The sequence below is a fragment of the Actinoallomurus vinaceus genome, from assembly GCF_039542055.1.
Lineage (GTDB): Bacteria > Actinomycetota > Actinomycetes > Streptosporangiales > Streptosporangiaceae > Actinoallomurus > Actinoallomurus vinaceus.
Genome location: NZ_BAABHK010000001.1, coordinates 84,945 through 98,814, shown reverse-complemented (window position 1 = coordinate 98,814; position 13,870 = coordinate 84,945). Strand labels below are relative to the sequence as shown.

The window sequence follows — 13,870 nt, the reverse complement described above, 5'->3', positions numbered from 1 at the left end:
TGCTAAGCGCGCAGGGCGTACACCGTGTTCTTATCCATGGCTGTGTAGCAGGTGAGGGCGATGGTGCCATCGCCGGTGACGTCGACCCGCTGTGGCTTGGTGGCGTGGTGGCTCCACAGGAGACGTCCGGTTTGGGCGTTCAGGGCGTAGGTCATGTCGTAGAGGCTGGTCAGGTAGACGACGCCGTTGAACGGGCCCCACAGGCCCCGGAACTCTTTGCCGTCGAATCTCCACCGCTCGGAGCCGTCGGTGACATTGAACGCGTGCAGAGTGTTGGCGCTGCCATCGATGACGTAAACCGTCGACTGGTCGGCCACCGGCGCCGGCATGTTCTGCCCGCACGCGGCCTTCCAGCGGACCTGACCGGTCTCGGCATCCAGCGCGTAGAAGGGCGTTGATTCCTGACCGCCCACGTACACGGCCCTGTCGGTGGCGAGCGGCTGGCCGAGGACCCTGCCGGCGGCGAACCGCCACCGCTCCTTACCCGTGGCCGTATCGACGGCGTAGACGTTCGGAGCGCTCACATTCGGCTCGTCGGCGAAGGCCACGACCTTGTCGGAGACGCTGATCCAGAGCTTGTCGGCGGTGCCCCCGCCGTATGTCCACCGCCGGTGGCCGTTGGCCACGTCCAGACAGGTCAGCGTCGAGGAGCCGGAGCCAGAGCCGTCATCAGCCCAGCCCACCACGGCCGTGTTCGAGACGCCGAACTCGGAGAAGTCCACCTCGGGAGACCACAACCGCTTCCTGCTGGAGCCCTCGAGCGCGTAGGTCCGCCACCCCATGGCCACATAGAGCGTGTTCTGGACCACGACGACCCCGCCGATGGCGCTGTTGTTGGAGACGGTCCACTTCCAGCGTTGCGCGCCGGTCGCCGGGTTCAGGCCGAGCAGAAGCCCATCGGATTCACCTTCGGTCACCACGATGGCGTCGCGGGTGGCGGCCACCTCACTTTCGGAGGGGATGGGCCGCTGCCACAGGGTCCGTGGCGGGTTGACCGGGTGGGTGTCGACCGGAGCCGGGCTGGGGCTCTTCTTACGGAGGTGCTTGCGGGGGCCGGTCAAGAGCGCTGGGGCGGTGATTGCGGCGGTCACGGCGACCGCGGCCGCGCCGCCGGCGGCAAGGATCCGCCGCCGGCTGACGGCCGGGGTCACGGGCAGCGTCCTGGTCGCGACACGAGTGTCGGCCTGCTCGACGATGGTCGGGGCGACCATCACCGGTGGCGCCACCGTGGCCAGGATCTGGCGGACGGTCGGCCGGGCGGCAGGGTTCTTGTCCAGGCATGCGGCGATCAGCGGCATCAGGGCGTCCGGCGTTCCGGTCAAATCCGGGGCATTGTGCACGACGCGGTACAGCAACGCCGGGGTTGCGCCCGCCCCGAACGGGGACCGGCCGGTCGCCGCGTACGCCAGTACCGCGCCGAGGGAGAACACGTCGCTCGGTGTCTCCACCGCCTCGCCGTTGATCTGCTCGGGTGACATGTAGCCCGGGGATCCGATCGTCACGCCGGTGCGGGTCAGCGCGCTGGCCTCGGCCGCCCGCGCGATGCCGAAGTCGATGACCCGCGGCCCGTCGGTGGCCAGCAGGATGTTCGAGGGTTTCAGGTCCCGGTGGACGAGGCCGGCGGCGTGGATCGCGCTGAGCGCGTACGAAAGGCCGGTGGCCAGCCGGCGCAGGTCCTCCTCACCCATCGGCCCGCCGTCGGCGACGTGATCGGCCAATGACGGTCCGGGAATGTAGGCGGTCGCCAGCCACGGCGACTCGGCATCTGGGTCGGCGTCAAGGACCGAGGCGGTGTAACGGCCGTCGACCGCGCGGGCCGCCTTGATCTCCCGGGCGAACCGGCGGCGGAAGTCTCGTTCATCGGCCAGCTCAGGCCGGACGACCTTGATCGCCGCCTGCCTCCCGTCGGCGGCACGGCCGAGATAGACCCGTCCCATGCCGCCGGCCCCCAGACGACCAATCAGCTCGTACGGGCCGATCTGCGCAGGATCTCCGGGCGCGAGTGACTCCACCACATCCCCCTACGCACCGGACCATCCACCCATTCCGCCCCACCTTAGCGATCACGGGAGGTGACGCCCCAAAGGGTCAGCCGGAGGTCTCTGTTTTCCAGAGTCCGCGGAAGGGTAGGCTCGCGCCGTGAAAGCCCGGTTCGTTCTGCATGTCGGTCCCCGGCGCGTGGAGCTCCGCGAACGCGAGGTCGAGTCCCCGGAACCCGGGCAGGTCACGGTCGAGACGATCTTCTCCGGGATCAGCTCGGGCACCGAACTGCTCGCCTACCGCGGGGAGGTCCCGCCGGAGACGGCCCTCGACGAGAGCATCGACGCCCTCTCGGGCACCTTCGGCTATCCGTTCGTCTACGGCTACAGCTGCGTCGGCCGTTCCGACGACGGCGACCTGGTCTTCGCCTTCCATCCGCACCAGGACGTGTTCACCGCGTCGGAGGACTCCCTGATCCGCCTGCCCGCGGTGGACCCGCGCGTGGCCACGCTGTTCCCGCTGGTGGAGACGGCCCTGCAGGTCACTCTGGACGCCGCCCCCGGCTACGGCGACACCGTCGTCGTGCTCGGCCTCGGCGTTCTCGGCACGCTCACGGCCCTCCTGCTCGAGCGGACCGGCGCGCGCGTCGTGGTCGCCGATCCGCTCCCCTGGCGCCGGAAGCTCGCCGCGTCGCTGGGCCTGCGCGCCGTGGCGCCGGAGGAACTGGCCGAGGTGCTCCGGCGCGAGACCGGCGGCGCGGGCGCCCGTACGGTGGTCGACGCCACCGGGAGCCCGGACGCGCCCGGACCGGCGCTCGCCCTCCTCGCGCACGAGGGCACCCTGCTGATCGCCTCGTGGCTCGGCACCAAGGACGCGACGCTCCCGCTCGGCCGCCACTTCCACCGCCGCCGGCTGACGATCCGCAGCACGCAGGTCTCGACGATCCCGGCCGCGCTCAGTGTCGGCTGGACGATCGAGCGCCGCCGCCGGGAGGCCGCCGCGCTGCTGGCCGGGCTGCCGCTGGACGCGCTCGCCACCCACACCTTCCCGGTCGAACGGGTCGCCGATGCGTTCGCGGCCCTGGACCGCGGCGAGGAGGGCCTGATGCACGCCGCGCTGTCGTACGGAAGGGAAGGCTGATGGGGTACGAGGTCGGGCTGAACAAGACGGTACGGGCGATCCACCAGATGCCCGGCAAACCGCCGCCGGAGGGTGAGCCGCACTCCCACGACTACCGGTTCGAGGTCGTCGTGGGCCGCGAACGCCTGGACGAGCAGGACATGGTCTGCGACCTGGACGTCCTGGAGGCGGCGCTCACCGACATGCTCGGGGGGATCGAGGACCGGGACCTGGAGATGATCCGCCCGCCCGAGGCGGCGGCGGTCACCGTCGAGGTGCTGGCGCGCTGGGCGCACGACACGCTCGCCGAGACGGTGCGCAAGGCCGGCGCGGAGACCCTGTCCGTACGGGTCTGGGAGTCGCCGGAGGCGTTCGGCGGCTACTCGAGCATCGTGGCGTAGGCGGTCAGGCAGCGTTGCGCGCAGTGGTCCCACGTGAAGCGTTCGAGGACGAGCTGCCGGGCGTCGTCGCCGAGCCTGCGGGCGAGCGGGCGGTCCGCGAGCAGCGTGCGGATGCGGTCCCGCAACTCGCCGACGTCGCCCGGCTCGGTGAGGAACCCGGTCTCTCCGTCGCGGACGACCTCGGGCAGCCCGCCGAGCCGACTGCAGATCACCGGTGTGCCGCTCGCCATCGCCTCCAGGGCGGTCAGGCCGAGCAGCTCGGAGATCGCCACCGTCCGCCCGTAGCAGGTCCGGTGCACCGACGGCAGCACCAGGACGGCGGCCTCCCGGTACAGCCGGGCCGCCTCCGCGTCGTCGACGGGACCGGTGAACCGTACGCGCTTCCCGGCGGCGAGCCGGACGAGCAGGGCGGGATAGCCGGACTCGGGCGGGCGCGGATCGTGCCCGCCGCTGCCCACGACGGTCAGCTCGGCGTCGTCGGGCAGCGCCCGGATCAGCCGGTCGAGCCCCTTGTGCGGGGTGATCCGCCCGACGAACAGCACCCCGGCGCGGTCGGCGCGCGGGTCCGGGCGGTAGCAGGCCGGGTCCGCGCCGCCGTACAGGACGTCGGTGCGGCCGGGCGGGGCGTTCAGCGTCCGCGCGGAGAACCGCGACACGACGAGGAACCGCTCGAACAGGCGCGGCAGCAGCCCGCACCATCCGCCGCCGCCCAGCCCGTGGTCGGTCACCGCGAGATGCCGTCGCCGGACGAGAGCCGCCAGCCGGCTGGGCGCGCTGCGCAGCTGATGCGTGTGGACGACGTCGGCGCCGGCCAGCGCCGATGGTAGGCCCAGGGCGAGGGGGTGCGCGGGATGCCCGCGCCAGCACCCCCGCCGGCGAAGCACCCGGATCCGCAGGCCGCCCGGCTCCCGGATCAGGCGAGCGTACGGCCCGAACGTCACCAGCTCGCAGTCGACGCCGCTCGCGAGGGCCCGGGCCAGCATCAGCGGATACCGTTCACCACCGCCGTACACACCGTCGGCCCCGAAAGCGGCCGGAGCCACGTGAATGACCCGCACCGTCTCGATCTCCCTCGTCACTCTGGGCGATCCGCTGGCGATGACGGGCGGTTACCTTTACCACCGGCGGATGGCCGAGCTCGCGCCGGCGTACGACGCCCGGCTCACGTTCGCTTCCTTCCCGTCCGTGGCGTTCCCGCTCCCGGCCCTCGCCGCGCGCCGGGTCCTGCGGACGGTCCGCGATCAGCGCCCCGACGTGATGCTGATCGACAGCATCTGCGCGGCGTTCCTCGCACCGGTGCGCATGCCGCCGGGCCTGCCCGTCGCCGCGATCCTGCACCAGCCGCCCGGCGGCATCGACCACGGCCGGCCGCGCGCGCTCGCGCAGGCCGTGCTGGACCGGTGGACGTACCGGCGGGCCGCCCGGCTACTCGTCGCCAGCGAACCGCTCGGCGCGGAGCTCGCCCGGCAGGGCTTCGGCGACCGCCTCGTCGTCGTCCCGCCGGGCCGCGACGTTCCCGAGCCACCCCCGGGTCCGGCCGCGGACCTGCGCGCCGGGACCGGCGCCGCGCTGCTGTGCGTGGCGAACTGGCTGCCCCGCAAGGGCGTCCTCGACCTGCTCGACGCGGTGGCGGCCCTCCCCGACGGCGCCGCCCGCCTGCACCTGGCCGGCGACGAGGACGCCGACCCCGCGTACGCCGCGCGGGTCCGGCGACGGCTCGGCGAGCGGGACCTGGCCGGACGGGTCATCCGCCACGGGCGCCTGCCGAAGGAGGAGGTCGCCCGCCTCTACCGGGACGCCGACGTCTTCGTCCTGCCGAGCCTGCGCGAGCCGTACGGCACGGTGTACGGGGAGGCCATGGCCGCCGGGCTGTCCGTCGTCGGATGGCGCGCGGGCAACCTCCCCCACCTGGCCCGGGACGGGCGCGAAGGCCTCATCGTCGAACCGGGCGACGTCCCCGCCCTGACGGCCGCCCTGGCGAGGCTGTGCGCCGACGCCGGGCTGCGCGACCGGCTCGCCGCGGCGGCCCGGCTGCGGGCGGAGGAGTTCCCCACCTGGGAGGACAGCGCGGCGGTCTTCTTCGGCACGCTTCGGGAACTCACCCCAGAGAGACCAGCAGGTCCGACGTAGAGGCGCATCACACGTCGACCCGCCCTGCGATGAACGGTCGCCCTACTGCCGGGAGTCGATGCGGTCGATGATCTTCTGGGCAGCGGTGCGCAGACCCTGCAGTTCGGCCGGGTCAAGGACGTCGTAGACAAGTTCGCGCACCTCGGCCACGTGTCCCGGTGCGGCCTCGACGAGGTGGGCGTAGCCGGCGTCCGTCAGGACCGCGTGGGTGTACCGGCCATTGGTGGGGTCCGGCTCACGCCGGACGAAGCCCCGCTTTTCCAGTCTGCTGATCAGATGGGAGAGACGAGACAGCTCGGAGTAGGCGAGAACCGCCAGGTCGCTCATGCGCATCCGGCGCTCCGGCCGCTCCGACAGCGCGGCGAGGACGTAGTACTCGACGAAGCTGAGCTGTGCGTCGCAGCGCAGCTGGGCCTCCAACGCGGTGGGCAGCCGGTACAGCAGGAAAGTGAACCATCGCCAGGTGTCCAACTCGTCCGAACTCAGCCAGCGCGGCTGATCGTTCGAGGCGGGCAGGCGTTCGGACATGCCCGCGAGTCTAGCTCACTTGAAACTTCAAACAACGACACTTGAAATTTCATGCGAGGCTCCCTAGGGTGACGATTGAAAGTTCAAGTGAGTCGACAACATCATCGCGCTCAACGGCCTGGCAGGCCGTGACCTGCAGGTCGACGCCGCGATTCGCGCCCGCCGTACACCCGCCGGCCCGCCACCCGGCCGACCGGCTCGTGAAGGAGAACATCACATGAGTGACCTCAAGATCGCCGTCATCCTCGGCAGCACCCGGCCCGGCCGTAACGGCAAGGCCGTCGCCGACTGGGTGGTGGACCGGGCCGGCGCCCGCACCGGCGCCGAGTACGAGCTGGTCGATCTGGCCGACTACCCGCTGCCGCACCTGGACGAGGCCATCCCGCCTTCCATGGGCCAGTACCAGGGCGAGCACACCAAGGCCTGGGCCGCGAAGATCGCCGAGTTCGACGGGTACATCTTCGTCACCCCGGAGTACAACCACTCCACCTCGGGCGTCCTGAAGAACGCCATCGACTACCTCTATGGGGAGTGGAACAACAAGGCCGCCGCCTTCGTCTCCTATGGATCCCTCGGCGGCGCCCGGGCCATCGAACACCTGCGGGCCGTCGCCAGCGAACTGCAGCTGGCCCACGTACGCCAGCAGCTGTCGTTCTCGCTCTTCACCGACTTCGAGAACTTCTCGGTGTTCAAGCCCGGTGAGCAGCACGACGACGCGGCGGTCGTCCTGTTCGAGCAGCTGGAATCCTGGGCCCGCGCCCTCAGGACCGTCCGGGCCTGACACGTGCCGGCCGGCACCCTGCGGCTGACGCGCGCAAGGACGCGTCAGCCGGAGCCGGCGGGAACGGGGGTCGCGGGCCGGGCGGCGTGGGCCCAGCCGACTGCGCATCCTCAGCCGCCTGCGGCAGGGCCCGTGCGCCGTCGGCGAGCTCGCCGACTCGATCGCCATGGAGCGCTCGGCCGTCTCCCACCAGCTGCGCTACCTGCGCCATCTCGGCCTCGTCACCGGGGACCGGCACGGCCGCAGCGTCGTCTACCAGCTGTACGACAACCACGTCGCCACGCTGCTGGACGAGGCGGTCAGTCACATCGAGCACCGTCGTCTCGGCGTGACCGACGTCCCGCCACGTGGTGCCGCCACCGCCTGACGGGAGCCGCCGGCCGTCAGGGCAGCACGGGGAAGTTGCTGCGGAACACGTTGTGCGGATCGTGCCGGTGCTTGACGTCGCGCAGCCGGGCGAGCGAGGCGGGGGCGAACGCGTCGGCCACGGTCTCCCCTGGGTTCAGGAAGGTGAGGGGCTTGCGGCCGCTCACCGGGAGGGCCTCGGCGAGTACGCGCTGCCGGTCCGCGACGGCCTGGGCCGTCGCCGGGTCGGTCGGGATGCCGAACAGATAGAGCGCGTAGGGCTCGGTCAGCGGGCCGTGCGGGCTGTCCGACGGCTGGGTGAACGCACCGCCAAGATGCCGGATCTGCACGCTCAGCAGCGGGGCGATCGGGTCGGCGAGCAGCGCCTTGGCCGCGACGTCGTCGAGTTCGGTCAGCAGCTCGCCGCGCGACAGGCCCGCCCCCGGGTCGGTGGGTTCGGCGGTGATGGTCCCGAGTTCGGAGACCGGCATGACCCGCCTGCCGTCCGACAGCGGTCCGGGGAGGCCGTCCAGCGGGCTCAGCAGGTCGCGCGCCTCGTCCGCGTCGCCGAGGTAGGTCGCGTCGACGGCGACCATGGGGTCCGCGCCGGGGAAGTGCAGCAGGTCCAGCCAGACGGTCAGCTCGTCGGGGGCGGTGGCGGCGATCCGCCGGTAGGCGTCCAGCACGTCCGGGGCGTGCTCGGCCGTCCACAGGATCCGGCCGCCGTACAGGTGCGGGGCCGGGTGCAGGGCCAGCTCCAGGGCGGTGACGATGGCGAAGTCGCCGCCTCCCCCGCGCAGTGCCCAGAACAGGTCGGCGTCGGTGTCGGCGGTGACGTGCCGCCGCCGACCCTCGGCGTCGACGATGTCGAAGGCGGTGACGCTGTCGGCGACCCAGCCGTGCTTGCGGCCGAACCAGCTCAGTCCGCCGCCGAGGGCGACGCCGGTGACGCTGACGACCGGGGAGCTGCCGGGCAGGCCGGTCAGGCCGTACGGTGCGGCGGCGGCCTGCACCCGGCCCGACGGCACGCCCGCCCCGACGCGGGCGCGGCGGGCGGCCGGATCGATCTCCAGGGTGTCCAGCATCCGGGTGCGCAGCAGGATCGTGCCGTCGGTGCGGCCGGTGGCGCCGTGCCCGTTCGGCTGGGTGGCGACGCCCAGTCCGGCGGAGTGGGCGTGGCGGACGAGCGCGGCGACGTCGTCGGCGTCGACGGCTTCGACCACGGCCGCCACCGGCTGCTCGACGGCCAGGTTCCAGGGACGGCGGGCGGCGTCGAAGCCGGGGTCGCCGGACAGCAGGACCCGGCCGCGGACGACCGAGCGCAGGGCGATCAGGGAATTCATGATGTTCCTTCTCTCGTGGTGGATCAGGCCGCGACGTGTTCGAGCACGTCGGCGTGCTCCGTCCGGCGGCGAGTGGGGGTGAAGCCGAGGGCGACCAGGGCGGTGAGCGCGATCCCGGTGGACGCGACGAAGACGGCGGTGCGCAGGCCGTCGGTGGTGGCCGCACGCAGCGCGGGCCCGACCTGTCCTCCGGTGTGGGCACCCGCGATCGCGACCAGGACGGCGAGGCCGACCGCCCCGCCGACCTGCTGCGCGGTGGACGCCACCCCGGAGGCGACGCCCTGCTGGTCGGCGGGGGTCCCGGCGGTCGCGGCGCCGAACATCAGCGTGTAGCCGGCGCCCTGGCCGACGCCGAGGACGATCAGGCCGGGCAGCAGCGCCAGGTAGGAGCCGTCGGTGGTCAGGCTCGCACCCACGATGACGGTCCCGATGCCGCCGGCGACCAGGCTGGCGATCATGGCGGTTCGGGTGCCGCGGGAAGTCGCCAGCCGCCCGCCGAGCTGCGATCCGGCGACGATCGCGGCCATCGGCACCAGGAAGGCCAGGCCGGTGCGCAATGCGTCGTATCCGTGGACCACTTGGAAGTAGACGGTCAGGAAGTACAGCAGAGTGCCGAAGGTCGCCATGTAGAGGAAGGTGACCAGTACACCGGTGCCGAGGTCGCGGCCGCGCAGGAGCCGCAGGGGCAGCAACGGGTCGGTGCTGCGGGCCTCGATCGCGACGAACAGCGCCAGCAGCACCACGCCGAGCACGGCCGCACCCGCCACGGCCGGCGCGCCCCAGCCGGACTCCGGTCCCTGCACGAGGGCGAACACCACCAGCGTGGTCCCTGCCGTCGCGGTGAGGGCCCCGGCCAGGTCGAACCGGCGGCCGGTCCTCCGCACGGCGCCGCGCGGGACCAGCGGCAGGGCCAGCAGGGCCGCGACGCCGGCCAGCGGCACGTTGACGAAGAAGACGGCGGCCCAGCCGAACGTGTCGGTCAGCACCCCGCCCAGCAGCGAGCCGAGGATCATGCCACTGCCGCCGGCCGTACCCCACACCGCGAAGGCGCGGTTCCGTTCGCGCCCCTCGGCGAAGCCGGTGGAGACCAGGGTGAGCGTCGCTGGGAACAGCAGCGCGCCGCCGAGCCCTTGCACCGCGCGGGCCGTCACCAGTGGCAGGGGCGCGGTGGCCAGGCCGCCCGCCAGCGACGACACCGCGTACAGGACCAGCCCCAGCACGAAGATCCGGCGCGGCCCGATCAGGTCCACGGCCCGTCCGCCGAGCAGCAGGAACCCGCCGAAGGCGACGGCGTAGGCGCTCACCACCCACTGCAGCGTCTGCGCCGAGAATCCGAGCGCCGAGCCGATCTCCGGTAGCGCTACGTACACGATGTTGTAGTCGAGAGAAATGATCAGCTGAGCGGAGGCCAGCAGCGCCAGTGCCGCACCCGGGCGGCGGAAGCCGGTCTCGTGAGATTCGGGCATGAGGAGATGCCTCCGTAGGACTCGAAGGAGAGGTCAGCGAGAACCGGTCCGGTCAGCCGAAGATGGCGGTGGGGTCGCCGGTGTACCAGGCGTTCTCGATGCGCATCCGGCGGATGACCCAGCGGTCCCCGTCGCGGACCAGCTCGACGTCGTAGGGGTTCTTCAGCAGGGCGAACGTGCCGTGGTCGGCGGTGAGCAGGTGCTGGGCCTCCACCAGGGCGGTCAGCCGGGCGGTGTCGCCGTCGACGGCGACGCGGGGGTTGGTGACCTGGTGGGTGGTGTCCACCCGGCCGGTGAACATGGCGAGGATGGTGGTGACGATCGTGTCCCGGCCGGACATCACCGGCGGCCGTCCGCCCCATCTGGCGGCCGCGGGGCGGAAGTCCAGTTCGGCGTCGGCGGCGAAGGCCGAGGCGAACAGCTCCTTGTCCTTGAGGTCCTGGCCGAGGCCGAACCGGTACAGCGCGTCCAGGATCTCGGCGCGATCCCGCAACTCCTTGACGGTCGCGTCCGCATCGCCGGGCCGGGCGGACACGGCGTACTCGTCGGTGACGAACATCGTTGACTCCCATGCAGGTCAGAGGGGTGGTCGAGCGGTTCCACCCTCGTCTGCGGGAAGGGCGCGATCAACGCGGCTCTGCGCAAGGATCGTCAAGCTAGACTTAACGGTCATGATGGAGCGACACGAGCTGGAGGCGTTCCTCACCCTCGCCGAGGAGCTGCACTTCGGCCGCACCGCCGAGCGCCTGCGCGTGTCCACTGCCCGGATCAGCCAGACCATCGCCAAGCTGGAACGCCGCGTCGGAGTGCCCCTGTTCAACCGCACCAGCCGCCGGGTGGAGCTCACCGCGGCGGGACAGCGGTTGTACGAGGGGGTACGGCCCGCCTGGGACCAGATCACCGCGGCGTTCGAGCAGGCCGTCGTCGCGGGCCGCGGCCTCACCGGGATGCTCCGGGTGGCCTTCGTCGGCGCCGCGAGCGGGCAGCTGCTCGTCGGCGCGACCGAGCTCTTCCGGGGACGCCATCCCGACTGCGACGTTCAGCTTCGCGAAGCGCAGATGATCGACCTGATGCCCTGGCTGCGGGCCGGAGAGGTCGACCTCGCCATGGGCACGTTCCCCATCGACGAGCCGGACATCGCCACCGGCCCGGTCCTGGTCTCCGAGGCGCGCATTCTCGCCGTCCCCTCCCAACACCCCTTCGCCGGCCGCGCGTCGGTCTCCCTGGAGGACCTGGCCCGGGTGAAGCTGCTCCAGCTCCCCGGCACGCTGCCCGGGGCCCTGCGCGAGGACCGCACCCCGCGCACCACGCCCTCTGGACGGCCGATCGAACCCGGTCCCTCGGCATCCACGTTCAACGAGGTGCTCACCCTCATCGGCGCGGGCCAGGGCGTCTTTCCGGTCGGCGCGCACGCCAGGCGCTACTACGCGCGCCCCGACGTCGTCTACGTCCCGTTCAGCGACGCCCCACCGCTGCTCTGGGGTCTGCTGTGGCGGGCCGACGGCGCCACCGCTCGCGTCCGCGCGTTCGCCGAGGCGGCCCACGACCTGGTCACCTGAGGGTCAGGCCGCCGCCCGCAGCCGGGCGGCCAGCAGCGCGCGCCCTTCGACGATCAGCCGGTCCACCTCCTTGGCGTCGTACCACTGGCCGTACGGGTGGCCGGCGACGGCCAGTTCGTGGAGGTGGATGAGCGAGCCGGTTCGCCGCGACAGCTTGTGGCACGCCCACTTCACCGACGTCTCCGCGTTCGCCTCGTCCAGCGCGGCCGGGGCGTCGGCGATCTCCCCCGTGATGAAGTCGCGGTTCGGTGCGAGCCCGGGGTCGGCCAGGATCCGCGCGGCCGCCGTCCCGGCCCCCGTCTCGTCGCCCGCGAGGCGGCGGATCCGCGCCTCCAGCGCGTTCATCGTGACGACCGGGCTCCAGACGTTGTAGTTCGGATCCCCGCTCGGCGGTGGCACCGCCGCCGTGACGGAGCGCAGCACGTCGAGCGCCTCCGCCTCCCGTTCCAGCGCCCACAGGTACCTGGCGAGGTCGGCCTGGTCGTACAGCTCCTTCATACGGGTGTGCGACCACCGGCGGGCCAGGGACGTCTTGACCTTGGCGAGGTAGCGGTTCGTCTCGTTCGCGGGAAGGGCCGCCGCAGGGGGCGTCACCGTCGTCGTGGACCTGGGCATGACCGGCATTCTCCCCTGACGCGACCGGGTGCGGCGGTGTCCAGAAATTGGACAGTTAGCGGGCCGCCGACGGCCTGACCATGGCTTCGGGCGGAAGCCGGCCGGGCCGTCACCGACGGCCCGGCCTCTCCCGGCGAAACGGAGGACGCCATGCGACTGCGATACGACTCCCTGTTCATCGGCGGCGAATGGGCCGAGCCTCACGGCACCGGGCGGATCGTCGTCCGGTCCCCCAACAGCGAGGACGAGATCGGGGACGTCCCCGAGGCCGTCGAGGCCGACGCCGACGACGCGGTGGCCGCGGCGCGCCGGGCGTTCGAGGACCCGTCGGGCTGGGCCGCGTGGCCGCCCGAGGCGCGGGCCGAGGCCATGGAGCGCCTCGCCGACGCGCTCGACACGCGGGCGGAGGACATGGCCGCCCGGGTGAGCGGCCAGAACGGCATGCCGATCGCGATCGCCCGGCAGATCGAGGCGGGCATGCCCGCCCTGGTGCTCCGTTACTACGCCGACCTGATCCGGCGGACCCCCACGCAGGAGACCCGGACGGGGCTGCTCGGCGGGTCCGCACTGGTCCGGCGGGAGCCGATCGGGGTCGTGGCGGCGATCGTGCCGTGGAACTATCCGCAGACGCTCGCATCCTTCAAGATCGCGCCGGCGCTCGCCGCCGGATGCGCCATGGTGATCAAACCGTCTCCGGAGACCGTGCTCGACGCCTACCTGCTGGCGCAGGCGGTGATCCACGCGCAGCTCCCGCCCGGCGTCGTCAACATCGTCACGGGCGGGCGGGAGCTGGGCGCCCACCTGGTGGCGCACCCGGGCGTCGACAAGGTCGCCTTCACCGGGTCGACGGCGGCCGGCCGGTCGATCGCCGAGACCTGCGGCCGGCTGCTGCGGCCGGTCACGCTCGAACTCGGCGGCAAGTCCGCGGCGATCGTGCTGGACGACGCCGACCTCGACGGGCACCTGCGGGAGCTGTTCGGGGCGTGCCTGCTCAACAACGGCCAGACCTGTTATCTCGGCACGCGTGTCCTCGCCCCGCGCAGCAGGTATGACCAGGTCGTGGACACCGTCACCGAGTTGGCCAGGGCCCTGCGGGTCGGCGACTCCCTCGACCCGGAGACGCAGATCGGCCCGATGGTCAGCGCCCGGCAGCGCGACCGGGTGGAGTCCTACATCGCCAAGGGCCGCAGCGACGGCGCCCGGCTCACCGCGGGCGGCGGGCGGCCGGCCGGCCGCGACCGGGGATGGTTCGTCGAGCCGACGGTGTTCGCCGACGTCGACAACCGCGCCACGATCGCCCAGGAGGAGATCTTCGGCCCGGTGCTGGCGATCACCCCGTACGCCGACGTCGACGAGGCCGTGGCGATCGCCAACGACTCCGACTACGGCCTCGGCGGCTCGGTGTGGACCTCCGACCCCGACCGGGGCGTCGCGGTCGCCGCGCGGGTCCGGACCGGGACCATCGGCGTCAACGGTTACCTGCCCGAGCCGGTGGCGCCGTTCGGCGGCGTCAAGGACAGCGGCATCGGCCGCGAACTCGGCCCGGAAGGGCTCACCGCCTACCAGCAGCTCAAGTCCGTCTACCTGGCGGGATAGGGGGCAA

14 protein-coding genes are annotated in these 13,870 nt (G+C 72.4%); 7 read left to right on the top strand and 7 right to left on the bottom strand.

Features of this window, described 5'->3' with window-relative positions; genetic code table 11:
- Nucleotides 1-2: 2 nt before the first annotated feature.
- Nucleotides 3-2,012 carry a serine/threonine-protein kinase gene (locus ABEA24_RS00480; RefSeq protein ID WP_345428143.1) on the bottom strand — a complete coding sequence of 670 codons (2,010 nt, stop codon included), beginning with the start codon at nucleotides 2,010-2,012 and terminating at the stop codon, nucleotides 3-5.
- A gap of 127 nt (nucleotides 2,013-2,139) precedes the next feature.
- Between ABEA24_RS00480 and ABEA24_RS00475 the strand changes: the two genes are divergently transcribed.
- Together ABEA24_RS00475 and ABEA24_RS00470 are read left to right on the top strand one after the other, a co-directional pair.
- Nucleotides 2,140-3,120 (top strand): zinc-dependent alcohol dehydrogenase, encoded by a 981-nt coding sequence (locus ABEA24_RS00475; protein ID WP_345428141.1) that lies wholly within the window; start codon nucleotides 2,140-2,142, stop codon nucleotides 3,118-3,120.
- Nucleotides 3,120-3,500: a 6-pyruvoyl trahydropterin synthase family protein gene (locus tag ABEA24_RS00470; protein WP_345428138.1), complete on the top strand. Its 381-nt coding sequence runs from the start codon at nucleotides 3,120-3,122 to the stop codon at nucleotides 3,498-3,500. Before ABEA24_RS00475 ends, ABEA24_RS00470 begins: the two co-directional genes overlap by 1 nt.
- Here ABEA24_RS00470 and ABEA24_RS00465 read toward each other — a convergent pair.
- Nucleotides 3,479-4,558 (bottom strand): glycosyltransferase family 4 protein, encoded by a 1,080-nt coding sequence (locus ABEA24_RS00465; RefSeq protein ID WP_345428136.1) that lies wholly within the window; start codon nucleotides 4,556-4,558, stop codon nucleotides 3,479-3,481. The two genes, ABEA24_RS00470 and ABEA24_RS00465, sit on opposite strands and share 22 nt — an antisense overlap.
- Here ABEA24_RS00465 and ABEA24_RS00460 point away from each other — a divergent pair.
- A complete protein-coding gene (locus tag ABEA24_RS00460; RefSeq protein WP_345428134.1) occupies nucleotides 4,548-5,630 on the top strand; it encodes a glycosyltransferase in 1,083 nt (360 codons plus the stop codon). The two genes, ABEA24_RS00465 and ABEA24_RS00460, sit on opposite strands and share 11 nt — an antisense overlap.
- 42 nt (nucleotides 5,631-5,672) lie before the next feature.
- Here the strand turns inward: ABEA24_RS00460 and ABEA24_RS00455 are convergent, their stop codons facing one another.
- The gene (locus tag ABEA24_RS00455) at nucleotides 5,673-6,158 is read right to left on the bottom strand and encodes a MarR family winged helix-turn-helix transcriptional regulator (RefSeq protein ID WP_345428132.1); all 486 of its coding nucleotides are present in this window, start codon (nucleotides 6,156-6,158) and stop codon (nucleotides 5,673-5,675) included.
- A gap of 217 nt (nucleotides 6,159-6,375) precedes the next feature.
- On the opposite strand from ABEA24_RS00455, the gene ABEA24_RS00450 reads away from it, so the two are divergent.
- Together ABEA24_RS00450 and ABEA24_RS00445 are read left to right on the top strand one after the other, a co-directional pair.
- Nucleotides 6,376-6,939, top strand: a complete 564-nt coding sequence (locus ABEA24_RS00450; RefSeq protein WP_345428130.1) for an NADPH-dependent FMN reductase — start codon at nucleotides 6,376-6,378, stop codon at nucleotides 6,937-6,939.
- Nucleotides 6,940-7,039: 100 nt separating this feature from the next.
- The gene (locus tag ABEA24_RS00445) at nucleotides 7,040-7,306 is read left to right on the top strand and encodes an ArsR/SmtB family transcription factor (RefSeq protein ID WP_345429593.1); all 267 of its coding nucleotides are present in this window, start codon (nucleotides 7,040-7,042) and stop codon (nucleotides 7,304-7,306) included.
- A 16-nt stretch (nucleotides 7,307-7,322) separates the two neighbouring features.
- On the opposite strand, the gene ABEA24_RS00440 is transcribed toward ABEA24_RS00445, so the two are convergent.
- From ABEA24_RS00440 to ABEA24_RS00430, 3 genes are read right to left on the bottom strand one after another with little or no spacing between them, the layout of a single operon-like run.
- Nucleotides 7,323-8,627: an FAD-binding oxidoreductase gene (locus ABEA24_RS00440; RefSeq protein ID WP_345428127.1), complete on the bottom strand. Its 1,305-nt coding sequence runs from the start codon at nucleotides 8,625-8,627 to the stop codon at nucleotides 7,323-7,325.
- Nucleotides 8,628-8,650: 23 nt separating this feature from the next.
- Nucleotides 8,651-10,093 (bottom strand): MFS transporter, encoded by a 1,443-nt coding sequence (locus ABEA24_RS00435; RefSeq protein WP_345428125.1) that lies wholly within the window; start codon nucleotides 10,091-10,093, stop codon nucleotides 8,651-8,653.
- A 52-nt stretch (nucleotides 10,094-10,145) separates the two neighbouring features.
- The gene (locus tag ABEA24_RS00430) at nucleotides 10,146-10,652 is read right to left on the bottom strand and encodes a nuclear transport factor 2 family protein (RefSeq protein ID WP_345428123.1); all 507 of its coding nucleotides are present in this window, start codon (nucleotides 10,650-10,652) and stop codon (nucleotides 10,146-10,148) included.
- Nucleotides 10,653-10,764: 112 nt separating this feature from the next.
- Between ABEA24_RS00430 and ABEA24_RS00425 the strand changes: the two genes are divergently transcribed.
- Complete coding sequence (locus tag ABEA24_RS00425; protein WP_345428121.1) at nucleotides 10,765-11,652, top strand: LysR family transcriptional regulator; 888 nt, start codon at nucleotides 10,765-10,767, stop codon at nucleotides 11,650-11,652.
- Nucleotides 11,653-11,655: 3 nt separating this feature from the next.
- On the opposite strand, the gene ABEA24_RS00420 is transcribed toward ABEA24_RS00425, so the two are convergent.
- Entirely contained in the window at nucleotides 11,656-12,267 is a 612-nt protein-coding gene (locus ABEA24_RS00420) for a hypothetical protein (protein ID WP_345428119.1), read from the bottom strand.
- Between the two features lie 150 nt (nucleotides 12,268-12,417).
- On the opposite strand from ABEA24_RS00420, the gene ABEA24_RS00415 reads away from it, so the two are divergent.
- A complete protein-coding gene (locus ABEA24_RS00415; protein ID WP_345428116.1) occupies nucleotides 12,418-13,863 on the top strand; it encodes an aldehyde dehydrogenase in 1,446 nt (481 codons plus the stop codon).
- The last annotated feature ends 7 nt before the right edge of the window (nucleotides 13,864-13,870 follow it).